Raw genomic sequence first — 19,493 nt, forward strand, 5'->3', positions numbered from 1 at the left:
GGATTGGTAGGGTTTTCTCTGTGACAGTTACTACCGCCCTGTACCGCAGATACCGTCCCGACTCGTTCGCAGACGTCATCGGGCAGGAGCACGTCACCGGGCCGCTGATGACGGCTTTGCGGAAAAACCGCGTCAACCACGCCTACCTCTTTTCCGGTCCCAGGGGCTGCGGTAAAACCACGTCGGCCCGCATCCTGGCACGCTGCCTGAACTGCGCCGAAGGCCCTACCGACACCCCTTGCGGCACGTGCCCAAGCTGCGTCGAACTTGCCCGTGGCGGGTCAGGATCGCTGGACGTCATCGAGATCGATGCCGCCAGCCACGGTGGCGTGGACGATGCCCGTGATCTCCGTGAACGGGCCACGTACGCCCCCGTCCGGGACCGCTACAAGATCTTCATCATCGATGAAGCCCACATGGTGACGTCCGCCGGGTTCAACGCCCTGCTGAAGATCGTTGAAGAACCCCCGGAACACATCAAGTTCATCTTCGCCACCACCGAGCCGGACAAGGTCATCGGGACCATCCGCTCCCGCACCCACCATTACCCCTTCCGCCTGGTTCCGCCCGAGCCCCTGATGGCCTACCTGGAACTGCTCTGCAACCAGGAAAACGTCCCGGTGGCTCCCGGCGTGCTGTCGCTGGTCATCCGCGCCGGCGGAGGGTCCGTCCGCGACTCGCTCTCCGTGCTGGACCAGCTCATGGCAGGCGCCGGTCCCAACGGCCTGGACTACGAGCTCGCCGTCGCACTGCTCGGCTACACCCACGCTTCGCTCCTCGATGACGTCGTTGAGGCGGTGGCTGCTTCTGATGCCGCCACCGTTTTCCGGGCGGTGGACCGGGTCATTCAAACCGGCCATGACCCCCGCCGCTTTGTCGAGGACCTGCTGGAGCGCTTCCGCGACCTGATCATTGTCCAGGCGATGCCGGAGAGCGCCCAGTCCATCCTTCGGGGAATGCCCGCGGACCAGATCGCCAGGCTGCAGAACCAGGCCCATAACCTGGGCGCCGCCGAGTTGTCGCGGGCGGCTGATGTCACCAACACGGCGCTGACCGAGATGACCGGTGCCACGTCCCCGCGGTTGCACCTCGAGCTGCTGTGCGCCCGCATCCTGCTGCCCAGCTCGGAGCAGAACGAGCGCGGCATGGCCGCAAGGATTGACCGGGTGGAACGGCGCCTCAACTACGCCGGGAACGACGTCGGTGCTCCCGCCGGCATGGGTGCGGCCGGCGCCGGAGCTGCTGCTCCGGCTACCGCTGCCCCCGCTCCCCAGGCGGCACGCGGAACTGCAGCCTCCCCCGCAGGCGCTCCGCACGTGACGGCACCCGATGTTCAGGCTGCTCAGGCCGAGCCCGCTTCTCCTGCCGGAGTGCGCCCGGTTCATCCGGAACCCGCAGGGGTGCCTGCGGCCTCGCCACGGGAGGAATCACGCCAGCCTGTGACGCCGGAGCCAGCAGCCGCTGAAGCCGGCCGGGGCGTTCCCGCCCCTGGCGGCAGTGCATCGTCGGACGCTTCCGGCCGGACACCCCTGACGGCTCCCCGGGTGAGCACCAATGACTGGCCCGTGGACGAAACCTCGGCTGTCCGCCGGTCACCTGATGGCCCGTCACCTGCACGTCCGGCCCCCGAACGTTCCGTTCCTGCGCCGGTCGCTCCCCCGGTACCTGCCGCCGGAGTGGAACGTGCCGCCAACGGTCCCGCCGGCGCCCGCCCTGCCGCGGCTGCCGTCGCCGGCGGTCCAGCCAACGGCCCCGGCAATGCCCCTGCCACCAGCCCCGCCCCGGCGGCTGCCCCCGCAGCAATGGGCGACGTCGAAGTCCTGCGCCGCGCCTGGCCGGATGTCCTGCAGACCCTGTCCAAGATCAAGCGCAGCACGTGGGCCCTCGTGGAACCCAACGCGCAGGTGAGCGCCTTCGACGGAGCGGTTCTCACCCTTTCGTTCACGACGTCCGGACTGGCGGGGGCCTTCGGCCGTGCCGACCATTCGGACAACCTGCGCCAGGCGATCCACAAGACGGTGGGCATCGACTGCCAGATCAACGCGGTGGCCGGCGGCGGCGTGCAAGCGAGCTCTGAGCCAAACCCAAAAGCGCCAGTCAGCCATACAGCCCCGGCCACGTCAGCTGACGTCGCCTGGGGGCTGGTGCCCGCGCCAGCCACATCCGTGCCGGCGCCGAGATCTTCCAGTTCCCCCGCAGGCGCGGCCACACCGGCGCCAACACCTTCCGGGTCCGGGCACACTCCCAACGTCGAAAGGCGCAGCGAAGGGCCCGGCCCTGACGGCATCCGCCAAGGTAGTGCATCCGGCAGCAGCGCGCTGCCAGGCATTGGAGGGGCAGCACCAGCCACCGGCCCCGCGCCTGCCTACCCCAAGGACGCGAACCCTGCCCGCCCGTCCCGGGAAGCAAGTGGGCGTCCGGCCGCAGGTGTGCCCTCCCAGCCCCAGGCGCTGGCCCCCGCATCAGCCGGAACCAATTCTTACCCCCCACTGGCGGGGGACTACTCGTACTCGGACGACGACTGGGGCGCGCCCCGCGACGAAGACGCTCCACCGCTGGATGAGGAACCCCCTTTGGATTGGGAGCCGTCTTCCAACCGAGGGGTAAGCCGCCCCGCTCCAGCTGCGCCGGCACCGGCTCCCCGCAGCTCCGGAAGCCAGGACAGGCAGGACCCAACCGCCGCGCCCGGAGCAGCGGCGGCGCACCGTCCCGCCGCTGCCGATGTTGCCCACGATCCTTGGGCCCGTGCCGTCGAACAGGCGCCCGGGGTGTGGGTTGTCGGGAACGAGAGCAACGTGGGCAGGACGCCTTCCCCCGCCACTTCCGGCACAGGGGCCGGGCAGGAAGCAGCGCCCCGCTACGAACCCGCCACGGCCCAGGTGCCGCCCTCCATCCCGGTCACCACGCCCGGGGTGCCCGCGGAACCGGACTGGGGCCTTGCCTCAGCCCCTGCCTCTTCCCTTGAGGACCGGGCACAGCCGGTGGCATCCGGACAATCTTTCCCGGGGCAGGCAACCCCCGTACAGGCGTCCCTTGGTTCTGCATCACCAGGCTCGGCCTCCCCAGCGCCGTCTTTCCCGGTCCCGGCAGCGCCCGAACCTGAGCGCGTCCGGGCCCCGGAGTACGCCATGGCGTCGGCTGCGCCCGCTGCCGCTCCCGTCACGGCCGCTCCGCCCCGGCCAACCCCTGCCGGTTCGCCTGTCCCCGCGGCCTCCAGGGCAAGCGCGCCTTCTCCGGTCGCAACCCCTGGGGCCGGCAGCGGAGAAACCCGGCAAAGCCTTTACCAGCGGCTGTCCAACAGTCCTGAAGCCGAGGCTGGCCGCGCCAAGGCACCTGCCCGGGCGGTTGCGGCTGCCGCCAGCTATGTCCAGGACATCCCCAGCGCTGACGATGAGACCATCGAGGAGTCCGGTGTGTTCGGGCGCGCGGCGGTGGAGCGTATTCTGGGCGGAAAGCTGATTGAGGAGCGCTCCGCCGACGGAAGCCCCCTCCCGCCCCGATACTGACCGTTACAGGCCGGCCATTGAACCGGCCGGCGTTGCTCCGGATGCCTTTGCTTTACCCGCTGTCCACTCCAAGCTAAAGAGGAAATCGTGTACGAAGGTGCTGTCCAGGAGCTGATAGACGAGCTCGGACGCCTTCCGGGCGTGGGACCCAAATCCGCACAGCGGCTGGCGTTCCACATCCTTGAAGCAGACCCGCAGGATATGAAACGGCTGGTGGACGCAATCACCACGGTCAAGGACCGGGTCAAATTCTGCACGGTCTGCGGCAACGTTACCGAGCAGGAGCTCTGCAACATCTGCCGTGACCCCCGCCGCGACCCCGCGGTCATCTGCGTGGTGGAGGAATCCAAGGATGTCCTGGCCGTAGAGCGCACGCGCTCGTTCCGCGGCCGGTACCACGTTTTGGGTGGAGCCATCAATCCGATCGCCGGCATTGGTCCCGAGCAGCTGCGGATCCGGGAATTGTTGACGCGGCTCAATGACGGTGCCATCCAGGAAGTCATCATCGCCACGGATCCCAACCTTGAGGGCGAGGCGACGGCAACGTACCTGGCACGCATGCTCAAGACCATTGGCATCGCGGTCACCCGGCTCGCGTCAGGCCTCCCCGTAGGCGGAGACCTGGAGTACGCGGACGAAGTCACCCTGGGACGCGCCTTCGAAGGCCGGCGGAACGCACTGACCTGACCGCCCCGCCCCTGCGGGCACCGGGAGGTAACCCGGCAGCGCGCAGGGGCGTACTTGCCGCGGAGTTCTGCCAGCCGCGCAGCATGCGCCCGCTAGGCGGACCGGCGACGGCGGTCCGCTGCCGCGTGTGCACCTACCAGCAGCGCACCCGCCACCGCTGCCTGCAGGAGAAGCCCTACAGCGGCCATCGGCATGCGCTGTGCATCCCTGCTCCGCGGTTCACCATTGACGCACAGCACCTGGGTTCCGTCTGCCGCTTCCTGGAATGCCGCTGACAGGGACCTGATGAGTCCGGCGCCGGTGCCGGCGTCTCCGGCCAACATCACAAACAGAACGCTGGGACTGGCAGCGGGAAGCCACATAACGCGCTCCGTCCGGTACACCTCCGCTACCCCCACCGAAACGGCTGAGCACTCGTAGGCGACGGCGGATCCATCCGGCGCCCGCTCGATGTTCAGGGCAACTGTGACCGGTTCCTCTGTCCGGACGGCGGGCACCAGGAAAGCAGCAGCTGCAACACTTCCTGCCACGAGGAACAATGCCAGAGCCCAGCCGGCAACACGCGTCCGGCCAGCACGCCACCCCAGCGCGGCAACAGCCACCCCCATGCCTCCGAAGAGCGCGCCTTCAACCACTGCGACGCCGGCCGACATGGCCGCCGCAGTCCCGGGTTCACCGGCGGCCGCCGCTTGCAGCAGCAGGGTGGCGAGGATGAGCACCGCGAAGACCAGGCCACGCAACGCTGCAGCGAGCACGGCAGCAAAGATCCGGCGCTCCGGATTCCCGCCAGCAGCCGCCGGCGCCCAGTACCGCATACCCCAGTGCATTGCCACCAAGGCGGCCGTAGCCGGCAACAGCGAAGAAGCCATCACGTACGCAAGGACCGGGGGAGGCACCCATTCCGTGGAATCTCCGGCCGTTCCCGGCAGGAGCACCAAGGCAGCAACAACGGCCCACGTGGCGCAGAGGCCAGCCACGGCAACTGCCCAGAACCGAAGTGTCCGGACGGTTCCCAGCACGTCGGCCACTGCCGCCCGCCCGGCCGCCACAAAGCCAGCCGCCACAAAACGCCGGGCATCGCGGCCCGGCCGCCCGTCGTCGCCGTCGTTGTCGATGTCTTTGTCGTACGGCAGCGGCGGAAAGGCGCCTGGCCCGATCGGCTCGAAATAGGGATCGGCCATCGAATCAACAGATGACTGCGGGTCGTCGGCCACGGGGAGCCCACCTTTCCCTGGTCAGGCCCCAGCCCCGGCTGAAACCGGCAGGCTCGCCGGCCGCACGAACTCCATCACGTCCCATCGTGGTCCCACGCCGCGGGCCTGTCCAGAGCTTGTATGCTCAGGCGATGCGGGTACCCCGGGCAAGGCGGCGGGCAGGCGTCCGGAGGGCACGCCAGCCCAGCCTGGCTGATGCCTTCAATCGCCCCCACGGACGGGAAACCCTGCTGGTTGGTGCGGTCCCGGTACGGAATCGCGTCCGCCACCACCACGAAGGGATTCATTCCCAGCGTCCACGCCACGCGCTCGGTGTGGAGTGCCGGCTGCTCGCGGAGCGGGCCGGAACAGGTGTACGTCGGTTCAAATGGGCCGGACTGCAGCGGCGCATATTCCCGGTACTGGGCGTTGTTGGCCATTACCGTTCCCTGTGTCAGCCCCGTGCCGAGGCCGAAGGAGATCAATGTTCCGAAAACCAGGCCGGCCACCGCAAGGTAGGTCACCACGATCGAAAACAGCGGCCGGCCGGCGAGCGCCGAGATGCCGACGCCCAGGGCGCACACGACGCCCACTTCCACGGCAAGCATCAGCAGTGACACCAGCACGTGGCCAGGGGTCAGCCCGCCGAGCGCCACGCCGATGACCAGGAACGGCGTACTGGCAACGAGGAAGCCCAACGCCGCGAGCCAGGCGGCAAAGAACTTTCCCCACAGGATCTGGCCGGGTTCCAGCAGGGTTACCTGAAGGATGGCAAGTGTTCCGCCGGCCCGGTCGCCGTTCACCGCATTGGCTGACAAGGCAGGCGCCACCAGCAGGGCGAACAACAGGACGAACGCCAGGACCACTTCGAAAATCATGGAGCCCGGGCCGCTGGACTCCGGGGGCATGCCGAATGCCCGCTGGGCGGCCTGCGAGGCATTCCAGCTTGCCCACGTCAGCCACGTGACCAGCCCCGTCAGCAGGAACCAGATGGCCAGCATGATGTACCAGCCGCGCGACCGCAGCCGCTGTTTCAGTTCCAACGCCACCACATGGCCGATGCCGGCCAGGTAGGCCGCTGCCACGCCTGAGCGGGAGGTGTCCTCCCGGTTGCCTGTCAGCTGGCTCATTGCCGCTCCCCCTCGAGGTTCATGTACGTCTCTTCCAGGGCTCCGGCCGCTGGAGCGAAGGAAGTGATGCCGACGCCGGCGAGCACCAGATCGCGCAGGAGCCTCTCCGCGTCCCCTTCGCTGGCGAGGGTGAGGCTCACGCCCGGGCGGCGCCCGTCCTCAGCGCGGAACACCAGGCCAAGCTCCGTGAGTGTGGCGGCAAGCGCGGAGGTGTCCGATGCCGTAATGGCGTACCGCCGGCCACCGGCGGCGGCCTCCTCGGTGGTCTGCTGCCGGACGGTACGCCCCTTGTTCACAAACACGGCGCCGTCAGCGATTTCATCAAGTTCGCTCAGGACGTGGGAGGACACCACCACTGCTTTGCCCTCAGCCGCAAGCTGCCGCAGCATGATCCGAAGCTCCACCCGCGAGCCCGGGTCCAGCCCCGATGCCGGCTCGTCAAGGAGCAGGACGGAGGGATCATGGATCAATGCACGAGCCAGGCTGAGCCGTTGCTGCTGTCCCCGGGACAGGACCCGGGCGGGCTGGTCGGCGAGGTCGGCCAGCCGGACGCGTTGCAGCATCTCAGCAACCCTTTGCCCTATGCCGGCAGCGGGAAGCCGGTAGAAGCGGGCCATCTGGGTGAGGATCTCGCGCGCGGTCAGTGACTCCCAGACGCCCAGGGTGTCAGGCATCCAGCCGAGCCTGCTGCGGACCTCGGCCCGGTTCCGGCTGGGGTCAAGCCCGCCGACGCTGATGCTTCCCTCATCCGGTGCCAGCAGCGATGCCAGCATCAGCAGGAGTGTTGTCTTGCCTGCGCCGTTCGGCCCTATCAGGGCCGTGACTTTGCCGGCCGGGGCATGGAAGTCCATATGCTCGACGGCGTGCACCGCGCCGAAGCTGCGGCTGACTGCCCTGGCCGTAATACCGCCGTCGGGCGCCGGCCCGTCCGGTCCTTCCGATGTTTCCGACATCATTGCCATGTTCCACGCACCTGTCCCCCACAGTTTTATGCATCCGATCACTTGAGCGTACGCCCGCCGTCCTTCCCCGGCCCTCCTCCTGCGGGCGGAGATTCGGTCACAATTCAACGCCGCGTTGCGGGCGGCGATAAACTGTCGGAGGAAGTCGCGCCGTCCTGGCGTCAGGCTGCCTGACCTCCAGAACTCCAATTGATCCAGTGAAGGTACGCGCATGAGTACGCCCACTACCGAAGTGCACAACACAACGCAGCCCCAAGTGCTGCCCACCGGCCGTGCGGTGACCAAACAGCTCATCGTGCAGAAGTTCGGCGGATCCTCCGTGGCGGACGCCGACGGCATTAAACGCGTTGCCAAGCGCGTGGTGGACGCCCAGGAAGCCGGCAACGAAGTAGTGGTTGTGGTGTCCGCCATGGGTGACACCACGGACGAACTCCTGGACCTCGCCGCGCAGGTGACCGATTCCGCCCCCGCCCGTGAAATGGACATGCTGCTGTCCGCCGGCGAGCGCATCTCCATGGCGCTGCTGGCCATGGCCATCAACAAGCTCGGCGCCTCCGCCCAGTCCTTCACCGGTTCCCAGGCCGGCATGATCACTGACGGCATCCACGGCAAGGCCCGCATTATCGACGTCGATCCACACCGGATCCGCACCGCCCTCGACAAGGGGAACATCGCCATCGTTGCCGGGTTCCAGGGCATGAGCCGGGCCACCAACGAAATCACCACCCTGGGGCGCGGCGGTTCAGATACCACCGCCGTGGCGCTTGCCGCCGCACTGGAAGCCGACGTCTGCGAGATCTACACCGACGTGGACGGCATCTACACGGCAGACCCCCGCGTTGTCCCCTCGGCACAGAAGATTGACACCATCTCCAGCGAGGAAATGCTCGAACTCGCAGCCTCCGGCGCCAAGATTTTGCACCTCCGGTGCGTCGAGTATGCCCGCAGGTTCGGCGTGCCGCTGCACGTCCGTTCATCATTCAGCCAGCATGAAGGCACCTGGGTCATTCCCAGCGCCGAAGACAAGATCACCACTCAAGAGGGAGTTGCCTTGGAGCAGCCAATCATCTCCGGCGTTGCACACGACCGTTCCGAAGCCAAGGTCACAGTTGTGGGCGTTCCGGACATCCCCGGCAAGGCAGCCGCAATCTTCCAGGTCATCGCCGACGCCCACTCCAACATCGACATGATCGTGCAGAACGTATCCACGCACGGCACCGGCCGCACGGACATTTCGTTCACGCTGCCCATCGTCGAGGGCGCCGACGCCCTCACCGCCCTGCACGCAGCGCAGGACCAGATCGGTTTCGAGAGCATCGAGTACAACGAGCAGATCGGCAAGCTTTCCCTGATCGGCGCCGGCATGCGCTCCCACCCCGGTGTTTCGGCGACATTCTTCAAGGCCCTGTCCGGCGCCGGCATCAACATCAACATGATCTCCACCTCCGAGATCCGCATCTCCGTGGTCACCCATGCTGACCTCCTCGACGAGGCAGTCCGCGTGATCCACAAGGCGTTTGAGCTGGACAGCGACAACGAAGCAACCGTTTACGGCGGCACGGGCCGCTAAGCGGCAACCAACGGTTTGCCCACGCAAAAGCCGGGCCGCCTTCCAAACTTTCGGAAGGCGGCCCGGCTTTTGCGTGGGCTGGTGGATCCTGCAACGGGCGGCTCAGGCCTCCCGGTCCAGGTCCTCGCGGCGTACGGCGTAGTGGTGTCCGGTCGAGTCGGTTTCCACCACGAAGTGCGAGAGATCCTCCTCCGAGGCCTGCTCGAATTCGTCATGCTTGTGCACTACGGGCGTATCGGTGTCCAGCCGGGTGGCAGGCCCAAAGAAGAAGCGGAGCCTGTCTGTCGCGCTCATGAACCCGCTGAGTACATGTGGCATTGTTTTCCACCCCCTTCCCGGTATGCCGGGGCAAAGAGTCTTCTGGCATTTTCGGGTGCCAGTGCCCTTATTTTACGCCGCAGCCCGGGAAAAGGCTCCGCCGGGCGGGGTGCAGGCAGGCCGCAGGCACCCGGTCAGCGCAGGGACTTGTCGTCGGGGTTCCTGGGAACAACGTAGGTGCTGCCGTCCGGCCGCGTGATGGTCTCCCACTGCTGGCTTTCGGCTTCCCGCTGTGCGAGCAGCCGCCGGTTCTCCTCGGTCATGTCGTGAACCAGGGAGGATCGGTTGGCTGGACCGAAGATGGCCCGCAGCTTGCCGGTGGCCCGCATGAACCTCTGTGAGGCGTTGCCTTGATACTCCGAGTTGCCCTTGCCCATGTCCGGCCCCTTTCCCATATTTCCTACCAAGAGTGTACGCTAATAATTAGTGCACTAACAATTGGAGGACGCCTTGAAGACCGTGGCAACGGCAGACGCCGGACAGGACGACGACCTGCTCCTGGAGCATCAACTGTGCTTCGCCCTCACGGTCGCGGCACGGAGCGTTGTCGGGGCATACAAGCCCGTGCTGGAGAAACTAAACCTGACGCACCCGCAGTACCTCGTGATGCTGTCCCTTTGGGAAACCAGCCCCCGGACCGTGCGGAACATCAGCGAAGCGCTGGCGCAGGAACCGGCCACCATTTCACCGCTGCTCCGCCGGCTCGAGGCGGCTGGCCTCATTACGCGCGGCCGGGCAGACGGAAACGAGCGGGCGCTCGCCGTCGAACTGACCCCACAAGGAGCAGCCCTGCGGCAGCAGGCCCTGCAGGTTCCCGGGACCATGATGGAGCGGCTCGGGCTGACGCGGGAGCAGGTCGCCGAATTGCATGCGTCCATGATGGGCCTCATCGCCGCCACGGCCGAAAGCCGTCCCTAGGGACGCGGGGCAGGCAGGGGCGCAGGGGCTCCGGCGCGGCCCGGAACAGGCTCAGCACAGCAGCTAGAATCGAAGGATGAAAGAGGCATCGGGCCATGCATAAAATGCGGTTGCGCCTGGCAGCCCTGGCCATTGCCGCGCTTCTGATGCCGGCTTGCACCCCTACCCCGGACGGCGGATCACCGTCGCCCTCGGCGACGCCTTCCTCCCCATCGGCAACGGCCTCTGGGACTTCCGCACCTTCACCCTCACCGGACGCTGAAACCTCGGTTCCGGCGCCGGCTCCGGCCCCTTCACTGCCGCCCGCTGCGGGCCCGGGCCAGGGCAATGCCGAACTGGCCATCACGGTCATCCCTGCCGAAGGCGAGCCCGAGGTAAGCCATACGCTGGTGTGCGAGGCGGGCGTCCCTTCCGCCGAAAGCAGCCACCCCGACGCCCGGGCGGCCTGCGCAGCCCTAAAGGACAACGCCGCCCTGTTGAACCCGGCAACTCCCGGCACCGCCCAGGCCTGCACGGAACAGTACGGCGGGCCGCAAAAAGCGACGGTCACCGGAGTGGTGGACGGGGTGCCCGTGGACACGGAGTTCGCCCGTACCAACGGCTGCGAAATCAGCGCGTGGGATGGCGCAAAGGATGTTCTTGGTGCCGCCGGTGGAGCAGCTTAGGCTCCTGGCGGCGGACGAGTGGAGGGCGCGGGAAGAAGCCCACCAGCAGCGCGTCGGCCGTTACGCTGATCCCTACCTGGCACGCAGGTCCGCCGGGCAGAAACATCCCGTCGAGGACTTCCTCTTCACGTATTACACGCAAAAACCCGGCCAGTTGCGCCGCTGGCACCCCGGGGCAGGGGCTGTCCTTCCGGGAGAGGAAGCGGCCGTCCGCACCGGCTGGAAACACTACCGGATGCTCGACGACGGCGAGCTTGCCTCCCTGGGGCTGCCGGCGGGAAGCACCGCGGTCACCGTTGACCGGAGCGCCTTCCTTGCCGACCGAAGGGACGCGGTGGCTTTTGCCGGCATCATCCTGCGGGGCACAGCGGCACGGCCGGCACAGTTCGGCTGCTTCGGCCTGCACGAATGGGCCATGGTCTACCACCAGGACAGGTTCGACCTGCGCCACGAGTACCTCCAGTTGCGTCTTGGACCGGCGGGCACGGACAAGGTGGTGGAGGACAACCGGATCCGCTGCACGCACTTTGACGCGTTCCGCTTCTATACCCCTGATGCCACTCCCCTGAACGAGTTTGCACCCACCCGCGAAACCCAGCGGCAACTGGAGCAGCCGGGCTGCCTGCACGCCAACATGGACCTGTACAAGTGGGCGTACAAGCTGCTGCCCGTGCTTCCCAGCGAACTGGTGATGGACTGTTTCGAGTTGTCCTGGCGGATCCGCGCCATGGACATGCAGGCCTCCCCCTATGACCTGACCGAATGGGGATACCCCGCCATCCCGATCGAGACGCCGCAGGGCAAGGCCGCCTACGTTGAGTACCAGCGGTCCTTTGCGGCGGAGGCGGCAGTACTGCGGGAGCGGCTTGCCCTGGCGCTGGCGGCCGTATCGGCGGGCGTTCAATGATCGATCTGATTATCAGGCTGCGGGAGGACCCCGCCGCCGTCGAATACGAATTCCGGCTGAAAGCCACCGACGGGACACCGTCTTCGGATTCAACGGTGCCGGACCCGGCCGCTGCCCTCGCTGTGGTGGAGAGGTTCGGCGAACGGATCTTCTTTCCCACGCCGGCACCGCCGAGGCTCTGCACCCAGCAGTATGGCGGGCCGCAGGTGGCCGTGGTCAGCGGAACTTTCCACGGGCGCCGTGTCGAAGCCGTATTCAGCCGGACAGACGGCTGTGAGATTTCGCGCTGGAACACCATGGCACCCCTTTTGGGCGGCGGCACCGCCACCTAAGCGTGCGGACCGGCAGCGGAAAGGACAAGGGTCCCGGACGGTGGTGCCGTCCGGGACCCTAAGCCTGGTGCACTGTGATTGTCAGGTTGACGGTAGCGCCTGGGTGAGGGCCAGGGGCGGAGCCCCGGCCGGGGCGGCGGAGGCCGCTGGACCCACCTGGACATTTACCCAGGTCCGAATGCCGTTCCCGCCCAGGCTCAGCCGCGAGAGGTAGGACCCTTCGGACAGGCCCGACCAGGACACCGTGGCCGAGGTGGCCGTGCCGTTCGGAGCGACAATGGGGTTTGGCTCCACCGTGAGGTTGCCGGCATCACCGGCAAACGTCACGGCCTGGACCGCCGCGCTGGCCGCCCCGTTGTCCGGGGTGGAGTACAAGTTGGCCACGATGTAGTACGTGCCCGCCCGCGGTGCCTCAAGTTCCAGGAACTCGCTGGCAGAGGCGGTGGCCACCTGGGTTGCCGTCAGTCCACCCGAGGCGTTCGGCGCGTATACCACCATGTCCCAGTCGACGTCGCCGGATTCGGCCTGGACGCCCAGGCGGGCAAAGGACGAACCCGCCGGAACATTCACCTGCATCAGGGCATTGTGCGCATCGTTGGTGGGCGCGTATGCCCCGGGGGTCTTGGTGATGGCGGTCTGGCTCAGTGGGGCAAGCCCCTCAACGCCGACTGCAATCGGGGCGTCCGAGCCGGACACGAGCTCCATGGTGCCGCTGCCGTTGCCGGTGGCGGAGCTGAAGGAGAAGGAGGGAGCGATCTGTGCATCAACAGGGCGAATGGCGATAGGCGAGATCACCGTGCGGGGACCCTTCCAGGCCAGGGTTCCGGTGCTGAACGTGCCGACGGCGGCACTGACGTTGCGGATTGTCACTGTTACTTCGCGGCTCTGGCCTGCCTTGGAGAAGTTCAGTGACTGGGGCTCCACCTGGACGCTGAAGCCCGGCATGGCGACTTCCGCGCGGTACATGCCCGGGACCAGCGCCGTCAGCTGCCGCTTGACCTGGACTTCCCCCACAAGGCTGCCCAGCGCGATGGACGGCAGGTTGAGGTCGCGGGCGGCGATGGTGCCTGCCTGTGGTACCCCGGTGTCCACTCCTTGCCCGTTCAGGAAGCCCAGCCAGTCCTTGATGCCCGAGTTGTAGACCAGCCCGGGGTCAAGGACCCGGGTGGAATCAATGTGGCCGGCACCGCCCTGGAAGGGATCGGTGTTGGCGGAGCCGTCCGCGTTGACCAGCGGGTAGGCCGTGGTCATCATCGCGGACTTCACCATGGCGGGGCTCCACGCAGGCTGCCTGCTGAGGACCAGGGCACCAAAACCTGCAATGTGGGGTGCGGCCATGGACGTGCCGGACATAAACCCGAACTGTTCCCCGTCATTTCCGATGGTGGAGACGCCGGCCAAAACATTGACTCCGGGTGCTGCGATGTCGGGCTTGAGCAGGTCACCGCCGGATGCCAGTGAGGGGCCTCGGGAGGAGAATCCGGCGATCTGCGGGACGGCGGCCGGCGGTTCATCGGTCAGGTCGCCCTTGACCAGGCTGACCGTCAGGGCGGGGTTAGCCTCCAGCTTGGACTTCAGTTCCAGGCTCTTCGGCGCGTTGACGTGCACGGTGGGGAGGACATGGTTGTCCGCGTCCTCGGAGCTGCTGGTGAGGTTCACCAGGATCATGCCCACGCCGCCCTTGGCCTGGACTTCCTGGCTCTTGGCCGTCCGGTCCACCACTCCGCGGTCGCACACCACCACTTTGCCGGCTACCTTGGCCGGGTCAAGGCTGCCGGGGCCGCAGAGGTTGGGGTTGGCAGCTCCCGCCGCGGCTGCCGCTGCAGCGACCACCACTGGTTTGTCCGCAACTTCCGTTTTCATGACGGACGCACCGCGGTACAGCGAGCCGTCGGAGACCTTTACGGTACCGAGCAGCTCGCTCGGGAAAGTGGACGCCGCAACGGTGGTCAGCCAGGGCGAGGCGTGGTTGACCGTGGAGGCGGCGGGACCGGAGTTGCCGGCGGAGGCGGAGACAAACACACCGGCCGCGGCGGCGTTCAGGAAGGCCAGTGCCACGGGATCGGTGGTGCTGTTGTTATTGCCCGATATCGAGTAGTTCAGGACATCCACGCCGTCCTTGATGGCGGCTTCCACTGCCTCTACGGAAGCGGAGGAGTAGCAGCCACCGGTGTCCGGGCTGGTGTCTTCCCAGCACACCTTGTAGACCGACACCTTCGCGGCGGGAGCAACGCCCGAGCTCCTGCCGAAGCCGGCACCGTCGATCACCTGGTCGACGTTCGCGTTCCCGGCAGCCGTCGTGGCGGTGTGGGTTCCGTGGCTTCCGACGTCGACGGGTGAAATGAGTTCCTGCGGTGCGCGGTTTCCAGGGGCCACGTACTGCAGGAAGGAGTCCGCGAAGTAGCGCGCACCGATGACTTTCGAGTTGCACAGTGAACCGTCGAAGGCCGCGCCGCTCCCTTCGCCCTTCTGGCATTCCCCGGTAAACGTGGTGCCGTCGGCCTTGAGCATGGCAATCTTGCCGTCAGCCGTGCGGTAGGGAACGCCCACCTGCGCTTGGCCCTGAAGCGGCTGCACCGGTTCACCCTGGAGGAAGGGGTTGTCCGGTGCGTAGCCGGAGTCGATGACTCCCACCACCACGCCTTTACCCGCGTTTGCTTCCCCGCCGAACTGCTTTGCCCAGACACCGTCGGGGCCCGTGAGCTTGAGGAAATCCGTAGTGGTGTAGTCGGGCGCGTTTTCCACATCCGGCGCCACCGCCAGGACGCGGTTGTCCTTTGACAGGGCGGAAGCCTGGGCCGCGGTCAGCTCGGCGCTGAAACCGTTGAGGGCCGCCGTGTACTGCCTGGCTGGCGTGACGCCCTGGGCTGCCGCTACGTCCCGCTGCTGCTTGCGGAGGTGCGCGTCGTACGCGTTGTAGTTCGGGCTGCCGGCGTCCAGCTTCCTGCCCTTCTGGGGTTTGGTTGCGGCCAGTCCGGGCGTTTCCCCCTCGTACGCTGCTGCCGCCGCCCCGGCCAGCACCACGATGTAGCGGCCGTCGTTGAACTGCGGTGCCCCGGACTGTGTTGTTGCTGATTGCCGGTCCTGGCTGGCCGGCACCGCGGTGGCGGGACTTATGGCCATCGACGTCAGGAGAAGCGGCAGGCCGACGGCGAGCGACGCCGCCTTCCGGAATCCCCCGCCCCTGACGGGGCTCTTTCCAGTTGATCTCACGTGCAACCCTTTCACGATGTACCGGCCCAGCTATGGTTGCGGGCCCGAAACGACAGGCCTGGCATATTGGTTTACAGATCTTGTAATCAATGAGACCAGCCAGTTCAAACAGTACAGAGTGATAGCCGAATATGACATAGGACACAGGCTGCAAAATTGCCTTCCCCCCGGGCGCCCGCAGCATGATCCGGGCACAAAAAAGGGCACCCCGAAGGGCGCCCTGATGGCGGCGCGGAGGAACTGGCCGGGCTACTGCCGCGGCGTGCGGACCACGTCGCTGATCCACTGCCGGGTCTTCTCATCGACCGGACCGGCCACGCGGTTTTCCCGCGCTAAGCGGTCAGCCTTGACTTTCTGCAGCACCATCCTGCCGAGTCCGGCGAATACCGCCGCAGCAACCATCGGCAACAGGACGGACTTCGATTTCTCTGCCATCCCGCAATCCTAGTGAAGCCGGTTCGGCAACTCCAGAACCTGGATAGACAAGGTCAGGAGGACCCGCCGAACACCGTGCCCGCAGGCCTGGACTGGCCGAATACAAGCAGGGGCGCTGAGGCCGGTAGAATGGGATGGCAAGCTCGCGGAGCGCCCGTCCTCACTGTCAACCACAACAGTTTCCCCAACCCGGTACGGCGTGAGACGGCACCACTCCGCTGCGCCCTTACCCAAGCTCACGCACAGGAGTTACCGGATGCCCCGGATCGTTGTTGACGTCATGCCCAAACCCGAGATTCTGGACCCGCAGGGGAAGGCGATCGTCGGCGCTCTCCCCCGGCTGGGCTTCACCAGCTTCAGCTCTGTCCGCCAGGGCAAGCGTTTTGAACTGACGGTCGACGGCGAGGTGACCGAGGACATCCTGGCCCAGGCCCGCGACGCCGCAGAGACCCTCCTCTCCAACCCCGTGATCGAGGACGTCGTCAACGTCGAGGTCGTCGAGGCCTGAAATGACTGAACTTCCCCTGATCGGCGAAGCCGTTGCAGTCGCGGCCGAGCCGCGGCTTGCCGGCGCCCGCATCGGCGTCGTCACCTTCCCCGGCACCCTCGACGACCGCGACGCCGCCCGCGCGGTCCGCCTCGCCGGCGGCACCGCCGTCGAACTTTGGCACGGCGACACCGAACTCGGTGACGTGGACGCCGTCGTCATCCCCGGCGGGTTCTCCTACGGCGACTACCTGCGGGCCGGCGCCATCGCGCGTTTCGCCCCGCTGATGTCGAAGATCATCGACGCCGCCAACAGCGACGCAAGGCTTCCTGTCCTGGGTATCTGCAACGGCTTCCAGATCCTCACGGAATCGCACCTGCTGCCCGGCTCCATGATCAAGAACGACCACCTGAAGTTCCTGTGCCGCGACCAGGTGCTGCGCGTCGAAAACAGCAACACCGCGTGGACCCTGGATTACCAGGCGGGCCAGGAGATCACCATCCCGCTGAAGAACCAGGACGGCCAGTACATCGCCGACGAGAAGACCCTGGATGCCCTTGAGGCCGAGGGCCGCGTGGTGTTCCGCTACGTGGGCTTCAACCCGAACGGCTCCCGCCGCGACATCGCCGGCATCTCCAACGCCGCCGGCAACGTGGTGGGCCTCATGCCGCACCCGGAGCACGCCACGGAACCGGGCTTCGGCCCCGAGTCGCTGGACGGCATCGGCGGCTCCGACACCGACGGGCTGGGCTTCTTCACCTCCGTTTTGACCAAGATTGTGGGAGGCGACAAGTGAGCATCGACACCACCAAGAAGTTCAATATCGACACCGTCGAGAACGCCGCGAAGACTCCGGACACGGAACTGCCCTGGGCTGAACTGGGCCTGAAGCAGAACGAGTTCGACGAGATCGTCAAGGTCCTGGGGCGCCGCCCCACCGGCGCCGAGCTGGCCATGTACTCCGTCATGTGGAGCGAGCACTGCTCCTACAAGTCCTCCAAGAACCACCTGCGCCAGTTCGGCGACAAGGTGACCCCGGAGATGAAGAAGGACATGCTGGTGGGCATCGGCGAAAACGCCGGCGTGACCAACCTGGGGGACGGCTGGGCCGTGACCTTCAAGATCGAATCGCACAACTCGCCGTCGTTCGTTGAGCCCTACCAGGGCGCAGCCACCGGAATCGGCGGCATTGTCCGCGACATCATCTCCATGGGTGCCCGCCCCGTAGCGGTCATGGACCCGCTGCGGTTTGGCGCCATCGACCACCCGGACACTGCACGTGTCATGCATGGTGCCGTTGCCGGCATCGGCGGCTACGGCAACTCCCTGGGCCTGCCCAACATCGGCGGCGAGATGGTCTTCGACTCCGTTTACCAGGGCAACCCGCTGGTGAACGCGCTGGCCGTGGGCGTGATGCGCCACGAGGACATCCGCCTGGCCAACGCCTCGGGCAAGGGCAACAAGGTGGTCCTGTTCGGTGCCCGCACCGGCGGCGACGGCATCGGCGGCGCCTCTGTGCTGGCCTCCGAGTCCTTCGATGACACCAAGCCCTCCAAGCGCCCCGCCGTCCAGGTGGGCGACCCCTTCGCCGAGAAGGTCCTGATCGAGTGCTGCCTGGAACTGTTCAAGGGCTCCCTGGTTGAGGGCATCCAGGACCTGGGCGCCGCGGGCATCTCCTGCGCCACGTCGGAGCTCGCCTCCAACGGCGACGGCGGCATGGCCGTCGAGCTGACCTCCGTGCTGCTGCGCGACCCCACGCTGACCCCGGGCGAAATCCTGATGTCCGAGTCGCAGGAACGCATGATGGCTGTGGTCACGCCGGAGAACGTGGAAGCGTTTGAGGCTGTCATGGACAAGTGGGCTGTGGAATACGCCTGGCTGGGCGAGGTGACCGACAGCGGCCGCCTCATCATCACCTGGGAAGGCGAGGTAATCGTCGACGTCGATCCCCGCACCGTCGCGCACGACGGCCCGGTCTACGACCGCCCGTTTGCCCGTCCCTCATGGCAGGACGACGTCCAGGCGGACGCCTTCACCGGTTCCGTGCAGGACGCCGGCCGCCCCTCCGCTCCGGCTGAGCTGGCCAAGGCCGTCACCGAGCTGGTGGCATCGCCGAACATGTGCTCCAAGTCCTGGATCACGGACCAGTACGACCGGTACGTGGGCGGCAACACCTCCATGGCGTTCCCGGATGACGCGGGCGTGGTGCGCGTGGACGAGGAAACCGGGCTGGGCGTGGCCCTGGCCACCGACGCCAACGGCCGCTACACCTACCTGGACCCCTACCACGGCGCGCAGCTGGCGCTGGCCGAGGCCTACCGGAACGTCGCCACCTCCGGCGCCGTTCCCATGGCCGTCAGCGACTGCCTGAACTTCGGCTCCCCCGAGGACCCGGATGTGATGTGGCAGCTGGCCGAGGCCATCCGCGGCCTGTCCGACGCCTGCATGGTGCTGGGCATCCCGGTCACGGGCGGCAACGTGTCCCTGTACAACCAGACAGGCACCACCCCCATCCACCCCTCCCCCGTGGTGGCGGTCCTGGGCAAGCTCGACGACGTCGCCCGCCGCACGCCGTCGGGCTGGCGTGAGGATGGCCAGGCCATCTACCTGCTGGGAACCACGGCTGCCGAGCTGGACGGTTCCGAGTGGGCCAACATGCGCGGCCACCTGGGCGGCCTGCCGCCGAAGGTGGACCTCGACGCCGAGCGTGCGTTGGGTGAGATCCTGATCAACGCGTCGCGGGACGGCATGATCGATTCGGCCCACGACCTGTCCGAGGGCGGCCTCGCCGCTGCCCTGGTGGAGTCCTCGCTGCGCTACGGCGTCGGCGCCAGGATTGCGCTGCAGGACGTCCTGGACCGGGACGGCGTGGACCTGTTCACGGCGCTGTTCTCCGAGTCCCAGGGCCGCGCTGTTGTGGGCGTGCCCCGCTCGGAGGAAGTCCGCTTCACCGACATGTGCACGGCCCGCGGTTTCGCCCACACCCGTATCGGTGTCGTGGACGCAGCCAGCGGCACACTGGACATCAACGGCGTGGAGAGCCTGTCCCTGGACGCCCTCCGCGAAGCCCACGAGGGGACGCTGCCGAAGTACTTCGGCTAATAGTCTCCATCGATTGCTCCGTACTCGTCGTTTTGACCTCTCAGAACGACAAGTGCGGAGCAATCGAT

General features: G+C 67.0%; 17 protein-coding genes. 10 read left to right on the plus strand and 7 right to left on the minus strand.

The genetic code is table 11. The annotated features are described in order from the left end of the window. Positions 1-20 precede the first annotated feature (20 nt). Together B5520_RS16395 and recR are read left to right on the plus strand one after the other, a co-directional pair. Positions 21-3,506, plus strand: a complete 3,486-nt coding sequence (locus tag B5520_RS16395) for a DNA polymerase III subunit gamma and tau (RefSeq protein ID WP_254865601.1) — start codon at positions 21-23, stop codon at positions 3,504-3,506. 87 nt (positions 3,507-3,593) lie between these two features. Next, positions 3,594-4,193 (plus strand): recombination mediator RecR, encoded by a 600-nt coding sequence (gene recR / locus B5520_RS16400; protein WP_079598146.1) that lies wholly within the window; start codon positions 3,594-3,596, stop codon positions 4,191-4,193. 92 nt (positions 4,194-4,285) lie between these two features. Here the strand turns inward: recR and B5520_RS16405 are convergent, their stop codons facing one another. From B5520_RS16405 to B5520_RS16415, 3 genes are all read right to left on the minus strand, one after another. Beyond that, positions 4,286-5,407: a hypothetical protein gene (locus B5520_RS16405; protein WP_254865602.1), complete on the minus strand. Its 1,122-nt coding sequence runs from the start codon at positions 5,405-5,407 to the stop codon at positions 4,286-4,288. 74 nt (positions 5,408-5,481) lie between these two features. Further along, positions 5,482-6,516, minus strand: coding sequence for an ABC transporter permease (locus B5520_RS16410; protein ID WP_254865603.1), 1,035 nt, complete (start codon positions 6,514-6,516; stop codon positions 5,482-5,484). Continuing rightward, complete coding sequence (locus B5520_RS16415) at positions 6,513-7,469, minus strand: ABC transporter ATP-binding protein (protein ID WP_079598180.1); 957 nt, start codon at positions 7,467-7,469, stop codon at positions 6,513-6,515. The genes B5520_RS16410 and B5520_RS16415 overlap by 4 nt, the downstream gene beginning before the upstream one ends. A gap of 220 nt (positions 7,470-7,689) precedes the next feature. On the opposite strand from B5520_RS16415, the gene B5520_RS16420 reads away from it, so the two are divergent. Beyond that, positions 7,690-9,048 (plus strand): aspartate kinase, encoded by a 1,359-nt coding sequence (locus tag B5520_RS16420; RefSeq protein WP_079598147.1) that lies wholly within the window; start codon positions 7,690-7,692, stop codon positions 9,046-9,048. A gap of 102 nt (positions 9,049-9,150) precedes the next feature. Here B5520_RS16420 and B5520_RS16425 read toward each other — a convergent pair whose 3' ends face one another. Then, positions 9,151-9,366, minus strand: coding sequence for a hypothetical protein (locus B5520_RS16425; protein ID WP_079598148.1), 216 nt, complete (start codon positions 9,364-9,366; stop codon positions 9,151-9,153). A gap of 134 nt (positions 9,367-9,500) precedes the next feature. Continuing rightward, positions 9,501-9,743 carry a hypothetical protein gene (locus tag B5520_RS16430; protein ID WP_079598181.1) on the minus strand — a complete coding sequence of 81 codons (243 nt, stop codon included), beginning with the start codon at positions 9,741-9,743 and terminating at the stop codon, positions 9,501-9,503. 73 nt (positions 9,744-9,816) lie between these two features. On the opposite strand from B5520_RS16430, the gene B5520_RS16435 reads away from it, so the two are divergent. From B5520_RS16435 to B5520_RS16450, 4 genes are all read left to right on the plus strand, one after another. Beyond that, a complete protein-coding gene (locus B5520_RS16435; RefSeq protein ID WP_079598149.1) occupies positions 9,817-10,284 on the plus strand; it encodes a MarR family winged helix-turn-helix transcriptional regulator in 468 nt (155 codons plus the stop codon). A 95-nt stretch (positions 10,285-10,379) separates the two neighbouring features. Then, positions 10,380-10,949 (plus strand): SSI family serine proteinase inhibitor, encoded by a 570-nt coding sequence (locus tag B5520_RS16440; protein ID WP_079598150.1) that lies wholly within the window; start codon positions 10,380-10,382, stop codon positions 10,947-10,949. Continuing rightward, positions 10,927-11,856 (plus strand): 3-methyladenine DNA glycosylase, encoded by a 930-nt coding sequence (locus B5520_RS16445; protein WP_254865604.1) that lies wholly within the window; start codon positions 10,927-10,929, stop codon positions 11,854-11,856. The genes B5520_RS16440 and B5520_RS16445 overlap by 23 nt, the downstream gene beginning before the upstream one ends. Further along, positions 11,853-12,188: a serine protease inhibitor gene (locus tag B5520_RS16450; RefSeq protein WP_079598152.1), complete on the plus strand. Its 336-nt coding sequence runs from the start codon at positions 11,853-11,855 to the stop codon at positions 12,186-12,188. The genes B5520_RS16445 and B5520_RS16450 overlap by 4 nt, the downstream gene beginning before the upstream one ends. 81 nt (positions 12,189-12,269) lie before the next feature. Here the strand turns inward: B5520_RS16450 and B5520_RS16455 are convergent, their stop codons facing one another. Then, the gene (locus tag B5520_RS16455) at positions 12,270-15,401 is read right to left on the minus strand and encodes a S8 family serine peptidase (RefSeq protein ID WP_079598153.1); all 3,132 of its coding nucleotides are present in this window, start codon (positions 15,399-15,401) and stop codon (positions 12,270-12,272) included. Between the two features lie 249 nt (positions 15,402-15,650). Then, entirely contained in the window at positions 15,651-15,836 is a 186-nt protein-coding gene (locus tag B5520_RS16460; RefSeq protein ID WP_079598154.1) for a hypothetical protein, read from the minus strand. A 256-nt stretch (positions 15,837-16,092) separates the two neighbouring features. Between B5520_RS16460 and purS the strand changes: the two genes are divergently transcribed. From purS to purL, 3 genes are read left to right on the plus strand one after another with little or no spacing between them, the layout of a single operon-like run. Continuing rightward, positions 16,093-16,344, plus strand: a complete 252-nt coding sequence (purS, locus tag B5520_RS16465) for a phosphoribosylformylglycinamidine synthase subunit PurS (RefSeq protein ID WP_003798434.1) — start codon at positions 16,093-16,095, stop codon at positions 16,342-16,344. A gap of 1 nt (position 16,345) precedes the next feature. Then, entirely contained in the window at positions 16,346-17,119 is a 774-nt protein-coding gene (gene purQ, locus B5520_RS16470; RefSeq protein WP_079598155.1) for a phosphoribosylformylglycinamidine synthase subunit PurQ, read from the plus strand. After that, entirely contained in the window at positions 17,116-19,425 is a 2,310-nt protein-coding gene (gene purL, locus B5520_RS16475; RefSeq protein ID WP_079598156.1) for a phosphoribosylformylglycinamidine synthase subunit PurL, read from the plus strand. Before purQ ends, purL begins: the two co-directional genes overlap by 4 nt. Positions 19,426-19,493: the final 68 nt, after the last annotated feature.

Source organism: Arthrobacter sp. P2b (assembly GCF_900168295.1).
GTDB lineage: Bacteria > Actinomycetota > Actinomycetes > Actinomycetales > Micrococcaceae > Arthrobacter.

Coding starts and splice junctions, on each gene's coding strand:
- B5520_RS16410 (WP_254865603.1), bottom strand. CDS start 6,516: ATGAGCCAGCTGACAGGCAACCGGGAGGACACCTCCCGCTCAGGCGTG.
- B5520_RS16415 (WP_079598180.1), bottom strand. CDS start 7,469: ATGTCGGAAACATCGGAAGGACCGGACGGGCCGGCGCCCGACGGCGGT.
- B5520_RS16420 (WP_079598147.1), top strand. CDS start 7,690: ATGAGTACGCCCACTACCGAAGTGCACAACACAACGCAGCCCCAAGTG.
- B5520_RS16425 (WP_079598148.1), bottom strand. CDS start 9,366: ATGCCACATGTACTCAGCGGGTTCATGAGCGCGACAGACAGGCTCCGC.
- B5520_RS16430 (WP_079598181.1), bottom strand. CDS start 9,743: ATGGGCAAGGGCAACTCGGAGTATCAAGGCAACGCCTCACAGAGGTTC.
- B5520_RS16440 (WP_079598150.1), top strand. CDS start 10,380: ATGCATAAAATGCGGTTGCGCCTGGCAGCCCTGGCCATTGCCGCGCTT.
- B5520_RS16450 (WP_079598152.1), top strand. CDS start 11,853: ATGATCGATCTGATTATCAGGCTGCGGGAGGACCCCGCCGCCGTCGAA.
- B5520_RS16460 (WP_079598154.1), bottom strand. CDS start 15,836: ATGGCAGAGAAATCGAAGTCCGTCCTGTTGCCGATGGTTGCTGCGGCG.
- purS (WP_003798434.1), top strand. CDS start 16,093: ATGCCCCGGATCGTTGTTGACGTCATGCCCAAACCCGAGATTCTGGAC.
- purQ (WP_079598155.1), top strand. CDS start 16,346: ATGACTGAACTTCCCCTGATCGGCGAAGCCGTTGCAGTCGCGGCCGAG.